The 23,778-nt window shown below is 68.6% G+C and carries 20 protein-coding genes and 1 tRNA gene; 8 read left to right on the forward strand and 13 right to left on the reverse strand.

Annotated elements, in window-relative coordinates; translation table 11 throughout:
- Positions 1 to 105: 105 nt before the first annotated feature.
- Positions 106 to 1,356: a site-specific integrase gene (locus E1202_RS20265; RefSeq protein ID WP_132684725.1), complete on the reverse strand. Its 1,251-nt coding sequence runs from the start codon at positions 1,354 to 1,356 to the stop codon at positions 106 to 108.
- A gap of 83 nt (positions 1,357 to 1,439) precedes the next feature.
- A tRNA-Leu gene (locus E1202_RS20270) sits at positions 1,440 to 1,515 on the reverse strand.
- 266 nt (positions 1,516 to 1,781) lie between these two features.
- On the opposite strand from E1202_RS20270, the gene E1202_RS20275 reads away from it, so the two are divergent.
- Together E1202_RS20275 and E1202_RS20280 are read left to right on the forward strand one after the other, a co-directional pair.
- Complete coding sequence (locus E1202_RS20275; RefSeq protein ID WP_132684750.1) at positions 1,782 to 3,086, forward strand: amino acid permease; 1,305 nt, start codon at positions 1,782 to 1,784, stop codon at positions 3,084 to 3,086.
- 121 nt (positions 3,087 to 3,207) lie between these two features.
- Positions 3,208 to 3,819 carry an ANTAR domain-containing response regulator gene (locus E1202_RS20280; RefSeq protein WP_132684751.1) on the forward strand — a complete coding sequence of 204 codons (612 nt, stop codon included), beginning with the start codon at positions 3,208 to 3,210 and terminating at the stop codon, positions 3,817 to 3,819.
- Between the two features lie 88 nt (positions 3,820 to 3,907).
- Here E1202_RS20280 and E1202_RS20285 read toward each other — a convergent pair whose 3' ends face one another.
- The gene (locus E1202_RS20285; RefSeq protein WP_408006927.1) at positions 3,908 to 4,306 is read right to left on the reverse strand and encodes a PaaI family thioesterase; all 399 of its coding nucleotides are present in this window, start codon (positions 4,304 to 4,306) and stop codon (positions 3,908 to 3,910) included.
- Positions 4,307 to 4,463: 157 nt separating this feature from the next.
- On the opposite strand from E1202_RS20285, the gene polA reads away from it, so the two are divergent.
- Entirely contained in the window at positions 4,464 to 7,109 is a 2,646-nt protein-coding gene (gene polA / locus E1202_RS20290; protein WP_235878717.1) for a DNA polymerase I, read from the forward strand.
- Between the two features lie 240 nt (positions 7,110 to 7,349).
- Positions 7,350 to 7,736, forward strand: coding sequence for a VOC family protein (locus E1202_RS20295; protein WP_132684727.1), 387 nt, complete (start codon positions 7,350 to 7,352; stop codon positions 7,734 to 7,736).
- Positions 7,737 to 7,956: 220 nt separating this feature from the next.
- Here E1202_RS20295 and E1202_RS20300 read toward each other — a convergent pair whose 3' ends face one another.
- The 4 genes from E1202_RS20300 to E1202_RS20315 all read right to left on the reverse strand — a co-directional run bounded on the left by E1202_RS20300 (position 7,957) and on the right by E1202_RS20315 (position 12,601).
- On the reverse strand, positions 7,957 to 9,978 hold the full coding sequence (locus E1202_RS20300) for a YhgE/Pip domain-containing protein (RefSeq protein ID WP_132684728.1): 2,022 nt from the start codon (positions 9,976 to 9,978) through the stop codon (positions 7,957 to 7,959).
- Entirely contained in the window at positions 9,978 to 10,631 is a 654-nt protein-coding gene (locus E1202_RS20305; protein ID WP_132684729.1) for an ATP-binding cassette domain-containing protein, read from the reverse strand. Before E1202_RS20305 ends, E1202_RS20300 begins: the two co-directional genes overlap by 1 nt.
- A 47-nt stretch (positions 10,632 to 10,678) precedes the next feature.
- A complete protein-coding gene (locus tag E1202_RS20310) occupies positions 10,679 to 11,611 on the reverse strand; it encodes a GNAT family N-acetyltransferase (RefSeq protein WP_132684730.1) in 933 nt (310 codons plus the stop codon).
- 132 nt (positions 11,612 to 11,743) lie between these two features.
- Complete coding sequence (locus E1202_RS20315; RefSeq protein ID WP_132684731.1) at positions 11,744 to 12,601, reverse strand: class I SAM-dependent methyltransferase; 858 nt, start codon at positions 12,599 to 12,601, stop codon at positions 11,744 to 11,746.
- 307 nt (positions 12,602 to 12,908) lie between these two features.
- Between E1202_RS20315 and rpsA the strand changes: the two genes are divergently transcribed.
- Complete coding sequence (gene rpsA, locus E1202_RS20320) at positions 12,909 to 14,426, forward strand: 30S ribosomal protein S1 (protein WP_132684732.1); 1,518 nt, start codon at positions 12,909 to 12,911, stop codon at positions 14,424 to 14,426.
- A 164-nt stretch (positions 14,427 to 14,590) separates the two neighbouring features.
- The gene (coaE, locus tag E1202_RS20325) at positions 14,591 to 15,778 is read left to right on the forward strand and encodes a dephospho-CoA kinase (protein WP_132684733.1); all 1,188 of its coding nucleotides are present in this window, start codon (positions 14,591 to 14,593) and stop codon (positions 15,776 to 15,778) included.
- Positions 15,779 to 15,885: 107 nt separating this feature from the next.
- On the opposite strand, the gene E1202_RS20330 is transcribed toward coaE, so the two are convergent.
- Both E1202_RS20330 and E1202_RS20335 read right to left on the reverse strand, forming a co-directional pair.
- Complete coding sequence (locus E1202_RS20330) at positions 15,886 to 16,365, reverse strand: hypothetical protein (protein WP_235878703.1); 480 nt, start codon at positions 16,363 to 16,365, stop codon at positions 15,886 to 15,888.
- 143 nt (positions 16,366 to 16,508) lie between these two features.
- Complete coding sequence (locus tag E1202_RS20335) at positions 16,509 to 17,105, reverse strand: DUF402 domain-containing protein (RefSeq protein ID WP_132684735.1); 597 nt, start codon at positions 17,103 to 17,105, stop codon at positions 16,509 to 16,511.
- 193 nt (positions 17,106 to 17,298) lie between these two features.
- On the opposite strand from E1202_RS20335, the gene uvrB reads away from it, so the two are divergent.
- Together uvrB and E1202_RS20345 are read left to right on the forward strand one after the other, a co-directional pair.
- Complete coding sequence (uvrB, locus tag E1202_RS20340) at positions 17,299 to 19,464, forward strand: excinuclease ABC subunit UvrB (protein WP_132684736.1); 2,166 nt, start codon at positions 17,299 to 17,301, stop codon at positions 19,462 to 19,464.
- 722 nt (positions 19,465 to 20,186) lie between these two features.
- Positions 20,187 to 21,746 carry an acyl-CoA dehydrogenase family protein gene (locus tag E1202_RS20345; protein ID WP_235878705.1) on the forward strand — a complete coding sequence of 520 codons (1,560 nt, stop codon included), beginning with the start codon at positions 20,187 to 20,189 and terminating at the stop codon, positions 21,744 to 21,746.
- A 69-nt stretch (positions 21,747 to 21,815) separates the two neighbouring features.
- Here the strand turns inward: E1202_RS20345 and E1202_RS20350 are convergent, their stop codons facing one another.
- The 4 genes from E1202_RS20350 to E1202_RS20365 are packed head-to-tail and all read right to left on the reverse strand — an operon-like array spanning position 21,816 to position 23,769.
- Entirely contained in the window at positions 21,816 to 22,376 is a 561-nt protein-coding gene (locus E1202_RS20350) for a GAF domain-containing protein (RefSeq protein WP_132684737.1), read from the reverse strand.
- Between the two features lie 37 nt (positions 22,377 to 22,413).
- On the reverse strand, positions 22,414 to 22,986 hold the full coding sequence (locus E1202_RS20355) for a GTP-binding protein (protein WP_132684738.1): 573 nt from the start codon (positions 22,984 to 22,986) through the stop codon (positions 22,414 to 22,416).
- On the reverse strand, positions 22,967 to 23,326 hold the full coding sequence (locus tag E1202_RS20360; RefSeq protein ID WP_132684739.1) for a DUF742 domain-containing protein: 360 nt from the start codon (positions 23,324 to 23,326) through the stop codon (positions 22,967 to 22,969). The genes E1202_RS20355 and E1202_RS20360 overlap by 20 nt, the downstream gene beginning before the upstream one ends.
- A gap of 2 nt (positions 23,327 to 23,328) precedes the next feature.
- Positions 23,329 to 23,769, reverse strand: a complete 441-nt coding sequence (locus tag E1202_RS20365) for a roadblock/LC7 domain-containing protein (RefSeq protein ID WP_132684740.1) — start codon at positions 23,767 to 23,769, stop codon at positions 23,329 to 23,331.
- Positions 23,770 to 23,778: the final 9 nt, after the last annotated feature.

The following is a 23,778-nucleotide window of genomic DNA, read 5'->3' on the forward strand; positions in this document are numbered from 1 at the left end:
GTAGGTGAGGCGACTGCCCCTTTTGCGGACGGGTGGTTGGAACGGTTGCGGCGGAGGATCCGCACCAAGCGTCGTTCTTTACCAGTGCTCAGTGCTGTCCCAAGTTCATCCACGTTTCGGCATTCGGCTCCCGAGGATCTCGGCGGCCTTGCGGTCGGAAGCTGCGACCCAGGCTGCGTAGACGCGGAGGGTGGTGGCGCCTCCGCCGCCATGTCCGAGACGGCCGGAGACTGTGGGGAGGTCGATGCCTGCGGTGAGGAGCTCGGTGGCGGAGTAGTGGCGTAGGGCGTGGAGGTGGGTTTTGATGCCCAGCCTGTCGGCCATGTCCTTGTAGCGCTGGGTTATGGCGTTGGGGGAGTAGGGCTGGGTGTGGTCGGGGTGTTGGGTGCCGGCGAAGACGTAGAGGTCGTCGTTGAACTTGCCGCCTAGATCCCGGACTCGGTCGGCGACGCGGTCGCGGTGTTCGCGGAGCAAGGTGACGGTTTCCGAGTCGAGGGCGATTCGGCGGTTCTGGTGGGTTTTGGTGTCCTTCTCCTTGCCGCGGACCCAGTTGCGGCGGAGGTCGATGACTTCCTCGTCGAGGTCGACGCGCGAGAAGCGCAGACCGACGAGTTCTCCGCGGCGCATGCCGGTGGTCATGGCGAGCCAGACGAGCGTGCCCCAGTCCTCGTCCATCCGGAATGCTTCCTCGGACAGTCGCGCTGCCTCGGCGGGAGTGGGCGGGTCCGGTTCCGGGCGCTTCTGGCGCGGTTTCCGTGCGACGCGGGCTGGGTTGGAGCTGATCCAGTCCCAGCGTTCGGCGGCGTCGAGGGTGCCGCTGATGATCGCGTGGATCTGGCGGACCGTTGAGGCGGCCATCGGTTTGCACGCGTGCGGACGGCATTCCTCGGCGACGCAGTCGTGCTCGCCCGGCTTCTTGTGCTTCTCGATGTAGGGCTTGCCGTCGCAGCGGGCGCGGCAGCGTCGAAGCTCGGTGTAGAAGCCCTCGAGCATCCTCGCGGAAATCTTGTTCACCGCAGTCTCGCCGAGCGCCGGCTTGATCGAGCGGTCGATGTAGCCGCTGTAGGTGTGCCGGGTGCTGTCCTCGATCTCGCTGGTGCGCATCCACTCGTCCAGGGCGAAGGACAGGCTCACGGTTGAGGGGGTGGAGCGCTGGTTGTCGACCTGTGCCAGCAGCTTGGTGAGCGCCTTCTCGGCGCGCTTGTAGGCGGCCTTGTCCGTGCCGTTGATCGTCTCGCGGAGGTAGGTGCGGCGACCCGTCACCGGGTCGTTGCCCGCGAAGACGACCACCCGGAGCGTCTTGCTGCGCTCCTCGATGCGGCCGCGTTGACGTTCATCGGGGTGTGAACGACTCATGGCCTTGAGTGTACTCGCACCCAAGGCCGCACCCAGGACCATTTCCATGATCCACATATTCGGTTGTTTTGCCTGGTGAAGGCTGGTGCCCCCGGTGCGATTCGAACGCACACTGGACGGATTTTGAGTCCGCTGCCTCTGCCGTTGGGCTACGGGGGCTGGTCTTGTCGTCAGCATACGTGACGGCCGATCAGGGTCTTCCGGGAGGGTGTCCGGTGGGTTATCCCTGGTCACGGTGTTGCTGCGGGGTTCTGGTGATCCTTTCCGCGGGGGTCTGGTGGTTGTGATCACGGCGGTTTAGGTTCGCGGGGTCGTGCAGTGTGTGGTGGGTCGAACGCGCGGAGGCCGTGTTGGTCGATGGGAGAACGCAGGTGGAGCCGACGCCCGCCGGGCTGCGGCGGAGTCTGAAGAACCGGCACCTGCAGATGATCGCGCTCGGCGGGATCATCGGGGCGAGCCTGTTCATCGGCAGCGGCGCGGTGATCTCGACCGTCGGGCCGGCGGCCGTGGTCTCCTACGCGATCGGCGGGCTGATCGTCGTGCTCGTCATGCGGATGCTCGGTGAGATGGCCACCGCGGCGCCCACGTTGGGCTCCTTCATGGAGTACGCGCGGACGTCGCTGGGGGAGTGGGCGGGATTCACGCTCGGCTGGTTGTACTGGTACTACTGGGTCGGCGTGGTGGCCTTCGAGGCCGTCGCCGGGGCCGAGCTGATCAACCCGCTGATCCCGATGGTGCCCCAATGGGTCATCTCGCTGGTTCTGATGATGGTGCTGACCGGGACGAACCTGGTGTCGGTGCGCTCGTTCGGCGAGACCGAGTTCTGGCTGGCCTCCATCAAGGTCATCACCATCGTGATCTTCCTGCTGTGCGGGACCGTGTTCGTCCTCGGGCTCTGGCCCGGGGCCGAGATGTCGGTCGGCAACATCGGCAAGGACGGGTTCTTCGCCAACGGCGGCTTCTCCGTGCTGCACGGCGTGGTGATCGTGATCTTCTCCTACTTCGGGACCGAGATCGTCACCATCGTCTCCGCCGAGTCCGACGAGCCCGAGCGCTCAGTGGCCAAGGCGACCAAGGCCGTGGTGTGGCGGGTGCTGCTGTTCTACGTGGGGTCGGTGACGCTGCTGGTGATGATCACGCCGTGGGACCAGGTCCCCACCGAAGGCAGCCCGTACGCGGCGGCGTTCACCCGGTTCGGGCTTCCCGCGGCCGAGGTGGTCGTCGACGTCGTGGTGTTCACCGCGGTGGTCTCGGTGCTCAACTCCGGTCTCTACACGGCTTCCCGCATGCTGTTCGCGTTGCAGCAGCGGTCGTTCGCTCCCGGGTGGGTGCGCGATCTCAACGGTCGGGGTGTGCCGTGGAAGGCGATCCTGCTGTCCACACTGGTCGGTTACGTCGCTGTTGCGGCGAGTTACGTCGCTCCGGACACGATCTTCTACTTCATCATCAACAGCGCGGGTGCCGTGGCTCTGTTCATCTACGCCATGATCGCGTTCTCGCAGCTGAAGATGCGGCGTCGCCTGGAGCGCGAGGCGCCCGAGTCGCTGAAGTTGAAGATGTGGTTCTTCCCCTACCTGACCTGGGTCACGCTCGGGCTGATCGGCACCGTGATCGCCGCCATGATCTTCGTGCCGGACATCCGGTCGCAGCTCGTGCTGAGCCTGGTCAGCGTCGCCGCGATCCTGGTGATCTACCTGGTGTTCGTGCGGAGGAAACCTTCGAAAGCGTGAGCGCCCACGATGTCGCAATGGTCACGCCGCCTATTAACCTCGGCGTGAAGTCACTACCGGTAAGCTGCGGTTTCCGATGCAAACCGCATTGGCGGACCCCGAGTTCTACTGGAGGATCCCGGTGACGACGCCGGCTGCCGAGGACACACGCGAGGCCAAGCCCGTCGAACGTCGCGTACTCGTGGCCGAGGACGAGGCGTTGATCAGGCTTGACCTCGTGGAGATGCTCCGCGAGGAGGGCTACCAGGTCGTCGGCGAGGCTGGTGACGGACAGGAAGCCGTTCGGCTCGCTGAGGAACTTCGACCCGATCTGGTGATCCTGGACATCAAGATGCCGAAGATGGACGGCATCGAGGCCGCTTCCAACATCGCTGGGGAACGGATCGCGCCGGTGGTCATCCTGACCGCCTTCAGCCAGCGCGATCTGGTGGAGCGGGCGCGCGACGCCGGGGCCATGGCCTACCTGGTCAAGCCCTTCGCCAAGCGCGACCTGGTGCCGGCCATCGAGCTGGCGGTGTCCCGGTTCACCGAGGTGCAGGCCCTGGAAGCCGAGGTCAACGACCTCACCGAACGCCTCGAGGCGCGCAAGACCATCGAGCGGGCCAAGGGCCTGCTGATGAGCAAGCACAACCTCTCCGAGCCCGAGTCCTTCCGCTGGCTGCAGCGAACCGCGATGGATCGCCGCACCACGATGAAGGCGGTCGCGCAGGCGGTTCTCGAAAACCTGTCCTAGGCGGTTTTCCACAGCCGTTCTGCGTGGCGGTTGATCGACGACGAGAGGCGGGGTGCCCCACGGGTGCCCCGCCTCTTTCGCGTTCTGATCACTTCGGCGGCTGGTCGCGCAGGATGCAGGTGAGTCGCGCCGAGCAGGTGCGGCGGCCCTTCTCGTCGGTGATCTCGATGTCGTAGGTCGCCGTCGAGCGGCCCCGGTGCAGCGGGCTGGCCACCGCGGTCACCTGGCCCTCCGTGGCCGCGCGGTGGTGGGTGCAGGTCAGCTCCAGGCCGACGGCGATGCGGCCTTCGCCGGCGCTCAGCGCTGCCGCGATCGAACCGGCCTGCTCGGCGAGCACCGCGTTCGCGCCGCCGTGCAGCAGGCCGTAGGGCTGGCGGTTGCCGGCCACCGGCATCGTCGCGACCACCCGATCGGGGCTGTATTCGACGATCTCGATGCCCATCCGGGAGCTGAGCTGTTCGTCGGTGGCGCTCAGCAGCGCCTCCAGGTCGGCGTCACCGCTGGTCACGGCTTCACCGTTGTCGGTAGCGGGCACTGCTGGTCCTCCCCGTCGCCTGCGGTACTGGCTGTCAGAGCTTCAGCCTAAACTCGCGGCCGTGACGCATTCCGAGGACCGACGCCTGCTGTTGATCGATGGCCACTCGATGGCCTACCGCGCCTTCTACGCCCTGCCGAAGGAGAACTTCCAAACCGGCACCGGGCAGCACACCAACGCGGTGTACGGCTTCACCTCGATGCTGATCAACCTGTTGCGCGACGAGCAGCCCACTCACCTCGCGGTCGCCTTCGACGTCTCCCGCAAGACCTTCCGCAGCGAGACCTTCACCGAGTACAAGGCCAACCGCAGCGCCAGCCCCGACGAGTTCAAGGGCCAGGTCAGCCTCATCCAGGACATCCTCGGCGCGCTGAACATCCCGGTGCTGAGCAAGGACAACTACGAGGCCGACGACGTCATCGCCACGCTGACCACCCAGGCCACCGGCGGCGGCTTCAAGGTCGCCATCTGCACCGGCGACCGCGATGCGCTCCAGCTCGTCACCGACGACGTCACCGTGCTGTACCCGACCAAGGGCGTCTCCGAGCTGACCCGGTTCACCCCGGAGGCCGTCGAGGCCAAGTACGGGCTGAGCCCCGAGCAGTACCCCGACTTCGCAGCGCTGCGCGGCGACCCGTCGGACAACCTGCCCAAGATCCCGGGGGTGGGGGAGAAGACGGTCACCAAGTGGATCCAGCAGTTCGGCTCGCTGGCCGGGCTCGTGGACCGGGTCGACGAGGTCAAGGGCAAGGCGGGCGACAACCTGCGCGAGCACCTGTCGTCGGTGCTGCTCAACCGGCAGCTCACCGAGCTCGTGCGCGACGTCGAGCTCGAAGCCGGGCCGGACGAGCTCGAGGTGCGCGCCTGGGATCGCGACGCCGTGCACCGGCTGTTCGACGACCTGGAGTTCCGGGTGCTGCGCGATCGGCTGTTCGCCACGCTCTCCAGCGCCGAACCCGAGGTCGACGAGGGCTTCGAGATCACCGGTGGCGTCATCGAGCCCGGCGCGCTCGCCGCGTGGCTCGACCAGCACGCCCGCGGCGGCAACCGCGTCGGCCTGTCCTGCACCGGCACCTGGGCGCGCGGCCACGGCGACCTGGCGGGCATCGCGCTGGCCACCGCCGACGGAGCAGGCGCGTTCGTCGACGTCACGTCGCTGACCAGCGAGGACGAGAAGGCGCTCGCGTCGTGGCTGGCCGACGCCGAGGCGCCCAAGGCCGCTCACGACGTCAAGGGCCCGCTGCACGCCATCCGCGACCGCGGCTGGACCATCGCCGGTCTCACCAGCGACACCGCCCTGGCCGCCTACCTGGTGCGTCCCGGCCAGCGCTCCTTCGAACTGCCCGACCTGGTCGTGCGCTACCTGCAGCGCGAGCTGCGCGCCGACAGCGGCGAGGGAGACGGCCAGCTGTCGCTGCTGGAGGACGAGTCGGAGAGCCAGGAGAAGGCCGCCGAAGGTGAACTGCTGCGGGCCCGCGCGGTCGCCGAGCTCGCCGACGCGCTGGACATCGAGCTCGCCCGCATCGACAGCACCAAGCTGCTCACCGACCTCGAGCTGCCGCTGCTGCTGGTCCTCTCCGAGCTCGAAGGCGCCGGCATCGCGGTGGACGCCGAGCAGCTGGCCGAACTGGGCGCCCGCTTCGCCGCGCGCGTCAAGCAGGCCGCGCAGGACGCCTACGCCGTCATCGGCAAGGAGATCAACCTCGGCTCGCCGAAGCAGCTGCAGGTGGTCCTCTTCGACGAGCTCAACATGCCGAAGACCAAGCGCACCAAGACCGGCTACACCACCGACGCCGAAGCGCTGCAGACCTTGTTCGAGAAGACCGAGCACCCGTTCCTGCAGCACATGCTCGAACACCGCGACGCCACCCGGCTCAAGACCACAGTGGAGGGTCTGGCCAAGTCCATTTCGGACGACGGCCGCATCCACACCACGTTCAACCAGACGATCGCCGCCACCGGCCGGCTGTCGTCGACCGAGCCGAACCTGCAGAACATCCCGATCCGCACCGAAGAGGGCCGCCGGATCCGCGAGGTGTTCGTCGTCGGCGGCGACTACGCCGAGCTGATGACCGCCGACTACAGCCAGATCGAGATGCGCATCATGGCGCACCTCTCCGGCGACGAGGGGCTCATCGAGGCGTTCAACACCGGCGAGGACCTGCACAACTACGTCGCCTCGCAGGCGTTCGACGTGCCGATCGGCGAGGTCGACCAGGAACTGCGGCGACGTGTCAAGGCCATGTCCTACGGCCTGGCCTACGGTCTGTCGGCCTACGGTCTGGCGCAGCAGCTGCGCATCTCCGCCGAGGAGGCGAAGGCGCAGATGGACGCCTACTTCGCCCGCTTCGGCCGGGTCCGCGACTACCTGCGCGAGGTCGTCGACCAGGCCCGCAAGGACGGCTACACCTCCACCATCATGGGACGCCGCCGCTACCTGCCGGACCTGCTCAGCGACAACCGGCAGCGCCGCGAGATGGCCGAGCGGATGGCGCTCAACGCCCCGATCCAGGGCAGCGCCGCCGACATCATCAAGGTCGCCATGCTGGGCGTGCACGGAGCCATCAAGGCGGAGGGCCTGCGCTCGCGCACCCTGCTGCAGGTGCACGACGAACTGATCATCGAGGTCGCCGACGGCGAGCGGGACGTGGTGGAGAAGTTGGTGCGCGAGCAGATGGGCTCGGCGTACCCGCTGGACGTGCCGCTGGAGGTCTCGGTCGGGTCGGGTCGTTCCTGGGACTCCGCCGCGCACTGAGCGGCGAGGGATCTCGACTCGATCACAGAACCCCCGTTTCGGGGATGTGCCCCGGCGTGATGTTGTGCAATGGCGAACATCACCGCTGGTGGGGCCCGAACGCGGGTACCGAACACCGGTGCGGATAGCCTGCGGTACACGCTCCGGCCGGGCTCGGCCGCTGCGGCGTTGTGGCCGGCGGGGCGTCACCAGGGCGCGGCAGCACTCCCGGAGCTGACCGCGCCGACCCCGAGGAGGAGCATGATCAGCATCGACCGAGTCGACCACCTGGTCCTCACCGTCGCCGATGTGGATCGGGCGGTCGAGTTCTACCAGGGCGTGCTCGGCATGGAGCCGGTGGAGTTCCCCGGTGCGCGGCGTGCGGTTCGCTTCGGCGACCAGACCATCAAGCTGCACGCGGCTGCCGAGCTGGTCGAGCCGACCGCGACCCACCCGGTCCCCGGCTCCGCGAACCTGTGCTTCGTCACCAGCCACGCGCTGGCCGACGTCCAGGAGCACCTGCGCAACAACGAGGTCCGCATCGAGGAGGGCCCGGTCGGTCGCACCGGCTCCAGCGGCCCCATCACCTCGCTCTACCTGCGCGACCCCGACGGGAACCTCATCGAGATCGCCCGCTACGACGACTGAGACCTGTTCGGTGGCGGGTAGCGGAACCTGGCACGCCTTCTGGACTCCGCGCGCCACTCCTCGTGCATGCCAATGCACGGCGTCGCGGCGTACGCGTCGGTGCCGGCTGAGTCCCACACCTGAGGCAGCGGCTCCGCCGCGTTGCACGCACCTCTTCCCACCCTGATCAACGCGAACGGCGGGCCTCCGGATCTGTCCGGCGGCCCGCCGTTCGCGTTGATCAGAGCGACAGCTCGGGTTTGAGGCGGCTGGGGGTCCAGACCCGCTGGCGCCAGGCCGCGATCGTGGTGAGCAGCAGGGACGCCACCAGGTAGCAGAGCAGGACCGCCACGGCTTGACCGACCGAGGCCTCCGTGCCGCCGTAGATGAGGTGGCGCAGCCCCGTCACCACGTAGCCCAGCGGCAGGACCTGGTGCAGCGGGTGCAGCGGCTCCGGGATCGTCTGCCACGGGAACGTGCCGCCCGCCGTGACCAGCTGCAGCACCAGGATCACCAGGGCGATGAACTTGCCCTTCGGGCCGAACGCCGCGTTCAGCGAGTGCACGACCGCGGTGAACGCGAACGAGGTCAGGATCAGGAAGGCGAGCGTCCGCCACTGGTGCGCGGGGTGGACTCCGATGGCGAACACGACCACCGAGAACAGCAGCACCGCCTGCACGAGCCCGATCAGCGCGGCGGGCAGCCAGCCGCCCAGCGCGACCCGCCACGGCGCCACACCGGCCGCCAGCGCCCGGTTGGACATCGGCCGCATCAGCAGGAAGAGGACGAACCCGCCGACCCACAGCGCCAGGCCCATGAAGTAGGGCGCCAGCCCGGCGCCGTAGGTGTCGGCCTTGACCTGCGCCTGCGTGTCGACGGCGACCGGGTCTCCGATGGTGTCGGCGGTGGCCTGCCGGGTCTTGTCGTCGGGGTTGGGGATCTCGCCCGCGCCCTTGCCGAGCTCGGTGGCCAGCGTGGTGGAGCCGTCGACGAGCCGGCCGGAGCCGTCGTGGAGTTGCCGGGTACCGCCGACGAGCTGGTCGGCGCCGTCGGCGAGCCTGCTGGTGCCCGACAGGGCCTGCTGCTGGCCCTCGCGCAGCTGGGCGGCTCCGTCGTCGACCTGCCCGGCGCCGCTGGTGAGCTGCTGGATGCCGCTGGTCAGCTGCGGGGTGGCGTTGGCCAGCGCCCGGTTGCCGTCGGCGACCTGGCGGGATCCGTCGGCGAGCATGTTGAGCTGCCCGACCTGCGTTTGCAGCTCGGTGTTGGCGTCGGTGGCGGGACTGCCCAGGTCGTCGAGCCCGACGACGATCTTCTGCACGGTGGCTTCGTCGACGCCGGCCTGGCGCAGTTGCGCGGCGGTCTTGGCCTTGGTCTGGTCCAGGTTGTCGACGATGCTCTGGGAGAGGTCGCCGACGACGTTGGCCTTCTGCGCGAGCTGCTCGTTGCCCTGGGCGACCTTCTCGGCGCCGTCGGCCAGCTTCGCGGTCTGCTCCGGCAGCTGCGCGGTCGAGGCTCGGAGCTGCTGCAGGCCGGTGTGCAGCTGGCCGGTTCCGTCGGCGAGCCGGTTGGCGCCCGAGGCGAGCTGCTGCTGTCCGCTGAGCAGCTGGTGGGCTCCGTCGGAGAGCTGGGTGCCGCCCTGCTCGGCCTGGCCGAGCCCGTCGCGCAGCTGCCCGGCGCCGTCGGCGAGCTTGCCCGCGCCGTTGGCGGCCTCGACGGTCTTGTCGTGCACCGTGGAGAAGCCCAGCAGGAACTGCTCGGCGGCGGTCGATCCCGCGTTGGACGCGACGCCCTTGCGGACCTCACCGGCGAGCTTGTCGGCGATGGTGCCCACCAGGTAGTTGTTCGCGTCGTTGGTGATCAGCTGCAGCTTGGCCTGCCGCGGCTCGAAGTCGGCGGGGGAGACCAGGGCGTGGGAGAAGTCCCGGGGGACCACCAGCGCGAAGGTGTAGTCGCCGTTGGCCACGCCGGCCTGGGCGTGCTGGAGATCGGTGCGGGTCCAGGAGAACGTGCCGGAGTCGATGAGCTCGTCGTAGACGTCCTGGCCGGCGTTGAGCGGCTGGCCGTCCTCCTTCTGGGCGCCGGTGTCGTCGATGACGACCGCGGCGGGCACCGAGTCGAGCTTCCCGTAGGGATCCCAGTTCGCGTAGATGTACATCGCGCCGTAGAGCAGCGGCACCAAGGTGACCGCCAGCAGCGCGAGCTTGGGCAGCTTGCCCGAGGTGAGTCGTCGCAATTCCGTTGCGGCGAGCCGAAAAGTAGTCATCACGGACCTTCAGGTGTCAACCGGCCGAAGTGGACTTCTTCGGTGTCGTCCGCGCCGATGCGGACGGCGGGCGCTCCGAGCTTGTCGGCGGAGTGCGTGGAGCAGAGGATGACCACCGCCATGCCTTCTCCGGCGCGGGCGGTGGCCAGGGAGTACCAGATCTGCGGGTCGTCGCCGTGGCGGTCGGGGCAGTCGAGCACCAGCGCGCGCGTGGTGCGGGACTCGCAGGCCAGGTCGATCAGCAGACGGGTGCGCTGGTGCGCGGTGAGGTTCTCGAACCGGACGTCGCCGGGCAGTTCGCGGTCGGCCAGCCAGCCGCGCACCTTGCGCCGGGTCGAACCGCGCCGGGCCAGCGCCAGACCTTCGGCGGTCACGTCGCGGACCTGCAGTGAGTCGTCCGGTTCGGTGATCTGCGGGGCGTCGACGACGGCGACGGCGCGGCGCAGCCGGTCCGCGTCGGCCGAGCCGTCCAGCCGGATGCTCCCGCTGCTGGGCTTGAGCCGTCCGGACAGGGCGAGCGCGAGCGCGGTCTTGCCTGTTCCGGCTTCGCCGGTGACCAGCAGGGTCTGACCGTCGGCGACCCGGAGCGAAGTGGGGGCCAGCAGTGGCCCGTGCGCGCCGATGACCTCGACGCCGGTGGCGACGATCTCCACGCCTTCTCCTCGATCCCTAGGACCTGCGCGCAGGCCCCGGGGCGGGGTCAGCGCACTGCGGTGGCCGGGCGCACCTCCCACATCGTCCACAGTGGCCGGTATCCCTGGCGGGGCCAGAACACCGAGGACAGCGGGTTGGGCGGGTTGTAGTACAGGAAGCTGCCGATGGCGCCCCGGCGCACGAACTCGTTGTGCACCACCGACATCAGCTGCCTGCCGATGCCGGTGCCGCGCGCCTTCTCGTCCACCGACACGCAGTTGACGTATCCCCACGAGCCGGGGCGCAGCCGGTAAGCCCGCGGGGACTTGCCGGTGTCGATCCAGCCGCACTCCGCGACCGCGACGGGCGTGCCGTCCTGCTCCGCGAGCCAGACGGGGTCGTCGGAGTGCAGGCGCACTCGGGCGGCGGTCCGCTTCAGCTGCGCGGCATCGGAGCGGTACGTGGCGGTTCCGACGAGGGCTGCGTACTCGAGCTCGGTGAGGGTGAGCTCGACGACGGTGTCCAGGTCGGCCGGTCCGGCGCGACGCACCTTTACGGTACCAGACAGTTCCGTATCTGCGGCCGGGGTGGGTGATCGAATCGCGAGCACCGACAGCGGGAGGAAGCCGTGATCCAGCAGCGCCCGCGTGGCCTGCACGTCACGGCTCGGCCAGACCACCATCGCCGAGGAGTTCGGGCCCGGGTCGTCCTGCTCGCCGAGCCATTCCCGCCACGCGCCCAGCAGCGAATCCATCCCCGCGCGCGGGTGCTCGCCGATGATCGGGAACAGCTCGAACGCCTCGCCGGCCTGCCACAGGCCGCGCGCCGAGCCCTCCGGGTTCGAGGTGTGCGTGACCAGCCCGGCCACCGCGTGCCCGTCGGAGGTCCGCGCCGCCACCGGCTCGGCGTCGGTCGGCACGAACTGGTCCTGCGGTAACTGCGGGTCCAGGGCGGCGAACCGCGCGAACTGGGCCTGCATCAAATCCTGCGCGGTCGCCACAGGGGGCTCCTCACACCTAGGGCCCGCGCCTCACCGGCGCGGGCGTGGACGTCGGCCGAGCGGTGAAGTCGCCTTCTCCGCCACCTGAGGTTCCGCTACCCGCGGCGCCGAGCAAGCCGATCGCGGGACACCTCAGTCGAGCGTGCACACGAAAATCGCGGTCCCGGGGAACAGCCTGCCGCGAAGCGGGCTCCACTGCCCCCAGATCTGAGTGTGCCCCTCAGGCCACTCCGGTTCGATCAGATCGGTCAATCGCATCCCGGCCCCCGACAGCGCCCGCACGAAGTCGCCCAGGGTGCGGTGGTGCTCGACGTAGGTGGCGCGGCCGTCGCCGTCGATCTCCAGGTAAGGGGTGCGGTCGAAGTAGGAGTTCGTCGCCGTCAGGCCCGTCGGCCCCGGGTCGTCCGGGAAGATCCACCGCATCGGGTGAGTGACGGCGAACACCCACCTGCCGCCCGGCCGCAGCACCCGGGCCACCTCGCGGAACACCGCGCCCACGTCGGCGACGAACGGCACTCCGCCGAACGCCGAGCAGGCCATGTCGAAGCTGTCGGTGGCGAAGGGCAGCAGATCGGCGCTGGCCTGGACCAGCGGCACGTGCGTCCCGCTGCGCCTCGCGGCGTCGACCCCGTGCCGCAGCATTCCGGCGGAGATGTCCAGGCCAACGGCCTCGGCGCCCTGCCCGGCCAGCCAGCGCGCGCACGACGCCGCACCGCAGCCGACCTCCAGGACCCGCTTGCCGCGCACGTCCCCGAGCAGGCCGGCGTGCTCCTCGCGCAGGCCCTCCGGACACCACACGAAGTCGTCGTCGCCGAGGAAGTCGCCGTGCTCGGCGTGGTAGTCGTCGGCGTCGGCGTCCCACCACAGCCGGTTCGCCGAACGCGACTCCGCGGCGTCCACGCTGCGCTTGCGGACACCGACCGTCCCCAGCAACCGCTCCGCCGAGCTATTCTGGGAGCTGGCGTTTTCCGGCTCGTCGGGATGTGTCAAGGATTCCCCCGGGTGAAGGTGGTTCAGGGCGTGGACGTGAAGAGATTGTGTCGCGCGTCCGAAGCCCGTCTGCCATCCAGGGGTACCGCGGTTTGCCCGGCGATCGAGAAAGCGCGTACGATACCGCCCGCGCCGTGGGTCTTTTTCTCGGCGGCTTCCGCGTCCCGGTTCAGACCGGGTTGTGAAGGCCGTTCGGCAAAACGGAATCCGCAGGTCCGGCTCCTCGCTGGACCGGACGAAACCGGCCATGGCGCGGCACAAGCGTAGAACCAGCGACCAACCTATCCGTACCGGAGCAACCCACCTGATGTCCACCGACACCACCACCGTCCCGACTGCAGCCGCCACCAAGCCGCAGGTCGCAGTGAACGACGTCGGGACGGAGGAGGACTTCCTCGCCGCCGTCGACCAGACCATCAAGTACTTCAACGATGGGGACATTGTTGAGGGCACCATCGTCAAGGTCGACCGTGACGAGGTGCTGCTTGACATCGGCTACAAGACCGAGGGCGTCATCCCGTCCCGGGAACTGTCGATCAAGCACGACGTCGACCCCGCCGAGGTCGTCACCGTTGGTGACTTCGTCGAGGCGCTTGTTCTCCAGAAGGAGGACAAGGAAGGCCGACTGATCCTCTCCAAGAAGCGCGCCCAGTACGAGCGTGCCTGGGGCACCATCGAGGAGCTCAAGGAGAAGGACGAGCCCGTCAAGGGCACCGTCATCGAGGTCGTCAAGGGCGGCCTCATCCTCGACATCGGACTGCGCGGCTTCCTGCCGGCGTCCCTGGTCGAGATGCGTCGTGTCCGCGACCTGCAGCCCTACGTCGGCCGCGAGCTCGAAGCCAAGATCATCGAGCTGGACAAGAACCGCAACAACGTGGTCCTGTCCCGTCGCGCCTGGCTGGAGCAGACCCAGTCCGAGGTCCGCAGCGAGTTCCTCAACCAGCTGCAGAAGGGCCAGGTCCGCAAGGGCGTCGTGTCCTCCATCGTCAACTTCGGTGCGTTCGTCGACCTCGGTGGGGTTGACGGTCTGGTGCACGTCTCCGAGCTGTCCTGGAAGCACATCGACCACCCGTCCGAGGTTGTCGAGGTCGGCCAGGAAGTCACCGTCGAGGTCCTCGACGTCGACATGGACCGCGAGCGCGTCTCGCTGTCGCTGAAGGCCACCCAGGAAGACCCGTGGCGTCAGTTCGCCCGCACCCACGCGATCGGCCAGATCGTGCCGGGCAAGGTCACCAAGCTGGTGCCGTTCGGTGCGTTCGTCCGCGTCGACGAGGGCATCGAGGGCCTGGTCCACATCTCCGAGCTGGCCGAGCGCCACGTGGAGATCCCGGAGCAGGTCGTCCAGGTCGGCGACGAGGTGATGATCAAGGTCATCGACATCGACCTCGAGCGTCGCCGGATCTCCCTGTCGCTGAAGCAGGCCAACGAGGGCTTCAGCCCCGACTCGGAGTTCGACCCGACCCAGTACGGCATGGCTGCCGAGTACGACAACGAAGGCAACTACATCTACCCCGAGGGCTTCGATCCGGAGACCCAGGAGTGGCAGGAAGGCTTCGAGTCGGCTCGCGAGGAGTGGGAGCGCCAGTACGCCGAGGCGCACACCCGCTACGAGAAGCACATCGCGCAGATCACGAAGGCCCGTCAGGCCGACGCCGAGGCCGCGGCTGCCGCTGCCGCCGGTGGTGGCGACGACGACGAGCAGCCGGCCCCGACCGGTGGCGGCAACTACTCGTCGGCTTCGAACGACGAGCAGCAGGACAGCGGCTCGCTCGCGAGCGACGCCCAGCTGGCCGCCCTCCGCGAGAAGCTCTCCGGTGGTGCGTGAGCACTGACGCCTGAAGGCTGAAGTCCGAAGCGGCCCCGCATCCCCCGTGGATGCGGGGCCGCTTCGCGTCTCGGGCGGTTGTGGACCGTCCAAGATCGATATCCGGTTCGCCTGACCAGAACTGCCCCCTCACAGACGGGTGATCAGCTGGCAGGATGTAGCGCATGTTGCGCGTGGGTTTGACCGGAGGCATCGGATCGGGCAAGTCGACGGTAGCTCGGCGGCTGGCCGAGCTCGGCGCGGTGGTGGTCGACGCCGACGCCCTGTCGCGCGAGGTCGTCGAGCCCGGCAGCGCGGGCTTGGCCGAGCTGGTCGAGCGGTTCGGCGAGGCGATCCTGGACGAGACCGGTGCCCTGAACCGGCCGGCGCTCGCCGCCACGGCGTTCGCCGACGAGCAGTCCCGGCTCGACCTCAACGCGATCGTGCACCCCAAGGTCGCGGAGCTGACCGCGCAGCGAATGGCCGAAGCACCCGCCGACTCGGTTCTGGTGCACGACATCCCGCTGCTCGTGGAGGCGGGATATTCCCCGCATTATCACCTGGTGATCGTCGTCGATGCCGATGAGGACGTCCGGGTGCAGCGGCTGATCGAGCGCGGGCTCGCCGAGCACGACGCACGCGCGCGCATCGCCGCGCAGGCCACGGACGAGCAGCGCCGCGAGGCCGCCGACGTGTGGCTGGACAACGCGGACTCGGTCGAGGACCTGCGCACGAGCGTCGACGAGCTGTGGCGGGACCGCTTGGTGCCCTTCGAGCAGAACCTGCGGCTGCGCCGGCGCGCCGAATCCACGCCGCCGAAGCTCGTCGACCCCGATCCGGAGTGGGCGGCCCAGGCTCGGCGGCTGGTCGCCCGCGTGGAGCGAGCAGCGGGGCAGCGCGCGGTGCGCGTCGACCACGTCGGCTCCACCTCGGTGCCGATGCCGGCCAAGGACGTCATCGACCTCCAGATCACGGTCCGCACCCTCGCCGACGCAGACGCCCTGGCTGAGCCGCTGGGTGACGCGGGTTTCCCGGTCGTGCCCGCCAGCGACCACGACCACTCCCACGACTTCGCCCCGGAGCCGGAGCAGTGGTCCAAGCGCTTCCACGCCGGAGCGGACCCCGGTCGCCACGTCAACCTGCACGTGCGCGTCGAGGGCACCGCGGCCTGGCGGGTGGCCCTGCTGTTCCCCGACTGGCTCCGCGCGGACCCCCAGGCCCGCGAGGACTACCTCGCGACGAAGCGGCAGGCCGCCGAGGCGCACGCCGACGACCCGGACCACGAGGGCTACGCCGAGGCGAAGGAACCCTGGTTCGCCGCGAACCTCCCCAGGGCCATGACCTGGGCGGACGTCACCCACTGGACGCGCTGATCCATCCCCGTTCCCACCTCCTGACCCCCGATTTCAGTGGAAATCGGAACCCCGGGTTCCATGGAAATCGGGGACCGCCGCCTGTGGGGATGGGAGGTGGGGGAGGGTCACCAGGGGTCGAAGATGCCTCGGTAGGCGAGCCACTGGTTGATCGACCGGTGGAGGCTGACCTCGTCGAGCGTGCGGTGGACCGTCTGGAACGCGTAGTCGGCCTCGCTCTGCCGGATGGCGCCGGTGGCCACGGCGGAGGCGAACTCCGCGGCCCTGGTGATGCGGGGCCGGCCCCGGTCCGAGATCTCCAGGCCCAGCAGGAGGTCCGTGGTGGCCCAGGAGCGGGTGTCGCGGTGGATGGTGACCGCGGTGAGCGTGCTCGGGCTCGGTCGGGAGTGCCGGTTGCGCGGGCGGAACTTGGTCAGGCGCAGGCCCAGGTCGGCCAGTATCCAGGTGATCTCGACGTCGTGTTCCGGGGCCTGCGGAGTCGGGCACTCCACGGCAAGGCCCCATCGCTCGACGTGGCAGACCTCCAGCTGGTGCACGTACCCGGAAGGATGTCTGCGCTGCGAGCTGAAGAGATCGATGACTTCCATCATTTTGGGGGAAATCGCAGCGCTCACAGTTTCAAAGAGTAGCCGCGAAAACCGGCAACGTGATCATCAGTACCGGCTTTTAACATAACTTTTCCGCAATGGTCGGCCGGCGCAGGGAATTGCGCCGGGGCCAGCGGTGATGATCACTCCGTTGGCGGTAGCGAACGCGGTCCCGGTACGGGACCTTGGGCGGGTTGCCCACTCCACGGCAGCTCGATGTCGTTGGTGCGCAACCACTTCGGCAGGTCGTAGCCGCAGCGGGTGATCCCCTCCAGCGCCGCGGTGGCCCGCCGCATCGCGCGCTCGGCCGTCTCCGGTTCGAGAAGTCCGGATTGGACCGCGAGCACGAATTCATCCACGTCGAGCAGTTCCACGTCCCTGCCCTGGCGCACTTCCAGATCCAGGTAGTGGTCGATGGTCCGCCATTGGGCGTCACTCGATTCGATGTCGACCAGATCGAGGTAGTAGTCGAGGTCGCGTTCGAAACCGGGCCGCCAGTACCAGCGGGTCACCCGCAGTCCGAGCGAGGGCAGCAGCCACGACTCCAGCGCGGCGATCTTCGGCTGCCCCGGCAGCGGCCGGGCGAGGTAGAGCCCGAAGGGCTCGCGGCGGAAGCGGCTCACGGTGCGCACGTGGCCCTTGGGGTCGGTGTTGGTGCCCGCCGCGAGGTCGAAGACCTCGGTCTTCGGCGGATGCACGGGCAGTCCCAGACGCTCGGCGAGCTCCCGCTGAGTGGTCACAACGACACTCTAAGCGACCGGATGAGGCGGGCGCGACGTCCGAAGCACGCCGCGCCCGCTATCTCTCTTCCACTGTTCGCAGGTCACCTCCCATCGGTCGGGGCCGGTGACGCATCCCATTGTCCGCCCTCATCGGCCGGATGGCACCCCGTGACGCAACATGATGTCGGTGGTGCCTCGTACGCTGGGGAACGTGGCTTTTGCGACTGAGCGCCCCGAGGACTCCGTGCTGGCGCACTCCGAGTTCCGCCCGGTTGGCGACATCCCCCGGACCGACGCCCGGTTCCGCATGGTCAGCGACTACGACCCGGCCGGTGACCAGCCGCAGGCCATCGAGGATCTGGAACGGCGGATCAACTCCGGGGAGAAGGACGTGGTGCTGCTCGGCGCCACCGGCACCGGCAAGTCGGCCACCACCGCGTGGCTGGTCGAGCGGGTGCAGCGCCCCACGCTGGTGCTGGAGCCGAACAAGACGCTGGCCGCGCAGATGGCCAACGAGCTGCGCGGGTTCTTCCCGGACAACGCCGTGGAGTACTTCGTCAGCTACTACGACTACTACCAGCCCGAGGCCTACGTCCCGCAGACCGACACCTACATCGAGAAGGACTCCTCGATCAACGAGGACGTCGAGCGGCTGCGCCACTCCGCCACCTCGAACCTGCTCTCCCGCCGGGACTGCGTGGTGGTCTCCTCGGTCTCCTGCATCTACGGCCTGGGCACGCCGCAGTCCTACCTCGACCGCGCGATCCCGCTGGCGGTCGGCGGTGAGATCGACCGCGACGTGTTCCTGCGCGCGCTGGTGGACGTGCAGTACAGCCGCAACGACATCGCCTTCGCCCGCGGCACCTTCCGGGTGCGCGGCGACACCGTCGAGATCATCCCCGCCTACGAGGAACTGGCGGTGCGGGTGGAGTTCTTCGGCGACGAGATCGACCGGCTCTACTACCTGCACCCGCTCACCGGCGAGATCGTCCGCGAGGTGCAGGAGCTGCGGATCTTCCCGGCCACCCACTACGTCGCCGGTCCGGAGCGGATGGACAAGGCGATCCGCGCCATCGAGGGCGAGCTCGAGGACCAGCTGGGCCGGTTGGAGAAGCAGAACAAGCTGCTGGAGGCCCAGCGGCTGCGGATGCGCACCCAGTACGACATCGAGATGATGCGCCAGGTCGGGTTCTGCTCGGGCATCGAGAACTACTCGCGGCACATCGACGGCCGCGAGGCGGGTTCGGCCCCGGCGACGCTGATCGACTACTTCCCGGACGACTTCCTGCTGATCGTCGACGAGTCGCACGTGACGGTCCCGCAGATCGGCGGCATGTACGAAGGCGACGCCTCCCGGAAGCGGACGCTGGTCGAGCACGGCTTCCGGCTGCCCAGCGCGCTGGACAACCGGCCGCTGACCTTCGAGGAGTTCTCCGACCGCATCGGCCAGACCGTGTACCTGTCGGCCACGCCGGGCCCGTACGAGATGGCGCAGGCCGGCGGCGAGTTCGTCGAGCAGGTCATCCGACCGACCGGGCTGATCGATCCCGAGGTCGTGGTCAAGCCGACCGAGGGCCAGATCGATGACCTGGTGCACGAGATCCGCGAGCGCGCCGACCGCGACGAGCGGGTGCTGGTGACCACGCTGACCAAGAAGATGGCCGAGGACCTCACCGACTACCTGCTGGAGCTGGGCATCCGGGTTCGCTACCTGCACTCGGAGGTCGACACCCTGCGGCGGGTGGAGCTGCTGCGGCAGCTGCGGCTCGGCGAGTACGACGTGCTGATCGGCATCAACCTGCTGCGCGAGGGCCTGGACCTGCCGGAGGTCTCGCTGGTGTCGATCCTGGACGCAGACAAGGAGGGCTTCCTGCGCTCCGGGACGTCGCTGGTGCAGACCATCGGGCGTGCCGCGCGCAACGTCTCCGGTCAGGTGCACATGTACGCCGACCGGATCACCGACTCGATGCAGCACGCCATCGACGAGACCAACCGGCGCCGCGCCAAGCAGATCGCCTACAACGAAGAGCGCGGCATCGATCCGCAGCCGCTGCGCAAGAAGATCGCCGACATCCTCGATCGCGTGTACAGCGAGGCCGAGGACACCGAGGAGTCGGTGTCGGTGGGCGGTTCCGGCCGCAACACCTCGCGCGGGAAGAAGCCCTCGGGCGAGGCGGTCGGCAGCGCCGGCCTGCTGGAGGACCGCGACATCTCCGGGATGCCGCGTGCCGAGATGGCCGACCTCGTGCAGCAGCTCAACGACCAGATGATGAACGCCGCGCGGGAGCTCCAGTTCGAGTTGGCGGCCAGGTTGCGCGACGAGATCGCCGACCTGAAGAAGGAGATCCGCGGGATGGACGCCGCGGGCATCGAGTGAGCCGCGATCGCGGAAGGTGATCAAGGTCTCGCCTTCCGCGATCGGGTGCGCCCGCCGGGTTTCAGCCCGCGACGCGGGTTTCGACCCTACTGTCGAGTTCTGGTCGTGACCTCGGACAATTCCCGTTGTCGTCCACAGAGGACTCCGTTTTCGAGAATCTGCTCTCCGCTCAAGTCGATTTCCTCACAGAGTTCTCAGGTTCTCGCCACCAGCGGTGATTACGGTCCGTTATTCGGCTCACCGTAAAGGGGGTACCCCGCATTGGTGAGCTACGGTAATTTCCCACTCCGGCTGTGCTCACGTGGACAGTGCCGGCTTGTAGGAAACGGAGTTTTCGCCATGGATCTCGACCGATCGCCAAGGCCTCGTTCCCTCCGGGGTCCGACGGCGATCCGAGCCGAGGCCGAGCCTGCGCCACGTGAACGCGGCAGGACTGGGCAACCCCGACATCCCCAATGCTGAAGACGTGCCACCTCGTTCTCTCCGGTAGATCAACACCGTGGTTGCGCCCCGGGCATCCCCACTGCTCGGGCCGGTGTCAGCGCACGTCTGAAGGTGGGGTCGCCCTTTCACCTCAGCGGAACGAATGAGACGACGAACGCGGTAATCCACCCGCGCCGAATTCCGGTGCGGCGCCCGTTCGTCCTATCAAACGTGCCCGAATCCGCCCCCATTCGCGACCACCCCCTCGCGAGAGCCTTTCCCAGGAAGGACCAAACGGAATGGAGTCGACCGAAAGCGGTTCCCCGAACCCCGGCGCGGCGTCGGAGATGCTCGATTTCCTGCGCAGGTACAGCAGAGAGCAACTCGACTCCCGGCGAATGGACGAGCGTCGCGGCTTCCAGCTGTCCCTGATCCCGGACCTCGCCGACGCGGGCCTGTTCGGCGTGCAGATCCCCAAGCGCTACCAGGGTCAGGAACTCTCGCATTCCGACACCATCAAGGTGTGGCGGCAGGCCGGTGCGATCGACTGCAACCTGCTCATCCTGCTCGCCGTGCACAACACGCTCGGCGTGCCGCCGATCCAGCACTTCGCGCGTGAGGACGTGCGCTCGGCCGTGCTGCCCGAGCTCGCGCAGGGCCGCCGACTGGTGACCAGCGCGGTCAGCGAGCCGAGCATGGGATCCAACGTCCGGGCGATCACCAGCACCGCGACCAAGCGGCCCGACGGGTCCTACGTCATCAACGGCGACAAGCAGTGGATCTCGCTGGGTGCCGACGCCCACTACGTCAACCTCTTCGCGCGCCTGACCGACGAGAACGGCCAGGACGCCGGGATCACCGGGTTCCTCGTCGACACCTCCTCGCCCGGGTTCGTGCGCGGCCCCGAGGTCGTCACGCTCGGGCTCAAGGCGGTGCCGCAGAACAGCCTCAGCCTCGAGAACCTGCGCGTCCCGGCCGAGGGCCTGCTCGGCGAGGAGGGCAAGGGCCTCGTCGCGGCCAAGACCGCCTTCACCCAGGGACGGCTCATGCTGGCCACCGGCGCGCTCGGTGCGGCGATGCGGGCGCTGGAACTTGCCCAGCGCTTCGCCCGTCGTCGCGAGGTCGCCACCGGCAACCTCGCCGAGAACGGGCGGATCCAGCAGATCATCGCCGAGTCGGTGGCGGCGACCCAAGCCGTGGAGATGCTGGTCGAGCACATGACCGACCTGCTCGACTCGGGCCGCGAGGTCCCCGAGCCCTTCTACTTCGCGGCGAAGATCCTGGGCTGCGAGCTGATGTGGCAGGTGGTCGACCGCTGCCTGCAGCTGCTCGGGGCGCGCGGGTTCGTCGACACCAACGTCGTCGGCCAGTTCTACCGGGACTACCGGCTGTTCCGGATCTTCGAGGGCAGCACCGAGGCCATCACGGTCTACCTCGGGTCGACGATCCTCAAGCACCCGCAGCGGTTCTTCTCGATCTTCGACGACTTCGACGTCGACCCGAAGCTCGCCGAGCACGTGTCCCGGATCGACAAGCTGACCACCACCACGACCACCGGTGGGCAGCAGCGGCAGATCCTGGCCAGCCAGATCGGTGAGCTCGCCTGCTGGGCGATCCTGGCGGTGCTCACCGCCGACGGGCGCCACCGCTCCTCGATGTACTCCCACACGGCGTCCTGGAGCGAGCAGCAGCTCGTCGACAAGCTGCGGGTCGCCGAGGACAGCAGGCCGTTCGTGGAGCTGCCGACGGTGGACGAGCTCGCGCGCCACATCGGCGAGTTCGAGCTGTCCATCGGCAACGTCGAGCAGCGCAGGCCCGGCATCCAGCACGACCTGGACCTGCTCCTGCGCCGCGGCTGACGACCGCGGAGAAGCATCGAGGGGGCGGGACCGCCGTTGTCGGTCCAGCCCCCTCGTCGCAGGTGGCGTTCAGCCCGCCTGGAGGTCCCGCTCGCGGCGGTGGACCAGGTCGACGCCTTCACTGGCCAGCGCCTTGATGGCGTTGAGGCCGTCGCGGCCCCACGGGCGCACCTCGCTGTCGATGACGCAGACCGTGCCCAGCGCCATGCCGGTGCGGTCGATCAGCGGAGCGCCCAGGTAGGAGCGGACGTTCATCTTGTCCACGACGTCGTTGCCCGCGAAGCGCGGGTAGTCGCAGACGTCTTCGAGGACCAGCGCCATCCGGCGGGCGATGACGTGCGGGCAGTAGCCCGTCTCCATCGGGGCCGAACGCGGGTCGGCGTCGGAGTGGGGGTCTTCCATCCCCGCCACCTTGGTGAACAGGCCACCCAGGTACTGGTGGGTGTCGGTGATGAAGTTGACCATGGCGTTGGGCACGCCCAGGGTCTGGGCGACGCGCTGCGCGAACGCGTCGAACTCGGGATCTGCGGCGTCGCCCAGGCCGAGCTGGCGCAACCGCGCCGCACGCTCGTGCGCGTGTGAGTCGACGGGGCTGAGGTGCCGGTGACCGGCAGCATCGAAGGTCGTCACGAGAAACTCCGATTTCGGTGGGGGATTCGGGGCGGGGTCATAAGGCGCGGGTCTCCATCACGTGCTCGATCAGCTGCACCAGCACCGAGGCCGCGGAGCGGCGGTCGCGCGCATCGCAGAGCACGACGGGGATGTGCGGTTTGATGTCCAGTGCTTGCCGTACCTCCTCGGGTTGGTAGCGGAAGCTGTTCTCGAACTGGTTGACCGCCACGAGGAAATCGATTCCGCGTCGCTCGAAGAACTCCACGGCCGCGAAGCAGTCCTCCAGCCGACGCGTGTCGGCCAGGACGACCGCGCCCAGGGCGCCGTCGACCAGGTCGTCCCACATGAACCAGAACCGGTCCTGACCCGGCGTGCCGAACAGGAACAGCACGATGTTCTGCGGGTCGAACGTGATACGACCGAAGTCCATCGCCACGGTGGTCGTGGTCTTGTCCCCCACGCCGGTCAGGTCGTCGTGCCCGACGCTGGCGACGGTGAGCGTCTCCTCCGTGGTCAGCGGCTCGATCTCGCTGACCGAATGGATGAACGTGGTCTTACCGACTCCGAACCCACCCGCTATGAGGAACTTGAACGAGGTCGGGAATGGCTCAGAGCTGTTGGAGCCCATTCAGCAAAGCCTCCAGTTGATCGCGCTTCGGCACGTCGGCGGGTGCGTGGGTGGTGAGCGCTCCCCAGTCGATGAGATCGGAGAGCAGGACTTTGGTGACTACGGCGGGTTGCCGCAGGTGAGCAGCGACCTCGGCGACCGAGGTGGCGTGCCGGCAGAGCGTCAGCATCTTGGCGTGAACCGGTTCGATGCGTTCCGGTGAGAAGCGCCCGGTGGACCGCACCAGCGACTGCAAGGACAGCGGTTCGCTGGGTTCGGTCCGGCCGTTGGTCAGCGAGTACGGGCGCAGCAGCGGTCCGGCTTCGTTGTCCAGCCACGGTGTGTCCGATGGTCCGGGCATGCTCACCTGCCCATCTCACCGGCGCTCCGCGCGGCGGTGGGCTGCCGCATGGGGGTAGCCAGGTGGTTCGGGACTCGCTTGACGAGCTGGGCGATCTCGTAGCCGAGCACCGCGGCGTCGGCTTCCGGGGTGGCCAGCACGACGAGCACGGCACCGCTACCGGCGGCGGAGACGAACACGACCAGGTCGTTGAACTCGACGACGACCTGGCGGACGCCACCACCGTTCATGCCGAACCGGCGGCCGCCGTTGCGGGCCAGCGAGCACTGCGCGGCGGCCCAGGCGGCGAGGGCGTCCGCCTCGTCGTTGTCGAGCCCTCTGTAGTACCGCTTGATTCCGTCGGTGGAGGCGAGCAGGGCACAGCGGGTGTGCGGGACTCGTCGGAGCAGGTCGGCGAGTAGCCAACTCAGGTCGGACGACGAGCCCGCTGCGTCATTGGCCATTGTGGAAAA

The organism is Saccharopolyspora karakumensis, from assembly GCF_004349225.1.
Classification (GTDB): domain Bacteria; phylum Actinomycetota; class Actinomycetes; order Mycobacteriales; family Pseudonocardiaceae; genus Saccharopolyspora; species Saccharopolyspora endophytica.

Bases quoted from the DNA above. Each gene is read 5' to 3' on its own strand.
- E1202_RS20345 (WP_235878705.1), top strand. From the start codon at position 20,187: ATGGAGTCGACCGAAAGCGGTTCCCCGAACCCCGGCGCGGCGTCGGAG.
- rpsA (WP_132684732.1), top strand. From the start codon at position 12,909: ATGTCCACCGACACCACCACCGTCCCGACTGCAGCCGCCACCAAGCCG.
- E1202_RS20330 (WP_235878703.1), bottom strand. From the start codon at position 16,365: ATGGAAGTCATCGATCTCTTCAGCTCGCAGCGCAGACATCCTTCCGGG.
- E1202_RS20365 (WP_132684740.1), bottom strand. From the start codon at position 23,769: ATGGCCAATGACGCAGCGGGCTCGTCGTCCGACCTGAGTTGGCTACTC.
- coaE (WP_132684733.1), top strand. From the start codon at position 14,591: ATGTTGCGCGTGGGTTTGACCGGAGGCATCGGATCGGGCAAGTCGACG.
- E1202_RS20295 (WP_132684727.1), top strand. From the start codon at position 7,350: ATGATCAGCATCGACCGAGTCGACCACCTGGTCCTCACCGTCGCCGAT.
- E1202_RS20360 (WP_132684739.1), bottom strand. From the start codon at position 23,326: ATGCCCGGACCATCGGACACACCGTGGCTGGACAACGAAGCCGGACCG.
- E1202_RS20300 (WP_132684728.1), bottom strand. From the start codon at position 9,978: ATGACTACTTTTCGGCTCGCCGCAACGGAATTGCGACGACTCACCTCG.
- E1202_RS20275 (WP_132684750.1), top strand. From the start codon at position 1,782: ATGATCGCGCTCGGCGGGATCATCGGGGCGAGCCTGTTCATCGGCAGC.
- E1202_RS20265 (WP_132684725.1), bottom strand. From the start codon at position 1,356: ATGAGTCGTTCACACCCCGATGAACGTCAACGCGGCCGCATCGAGGAG.
- polA (WP_235878717.1), top strand. From the start codon at position 4,464: ATGGCCTACCGCGCCTTCTACGCCCTGCCGAAGGAGAACTTCCAAACC.
- E1202_RS20355 (WP_132684738.1), bottom strand. From the start codon at position 22,986: ATGGGCTCCAACAGCTCTGAGCCATTCCCGACCTCGTTCAAGTTCCTC.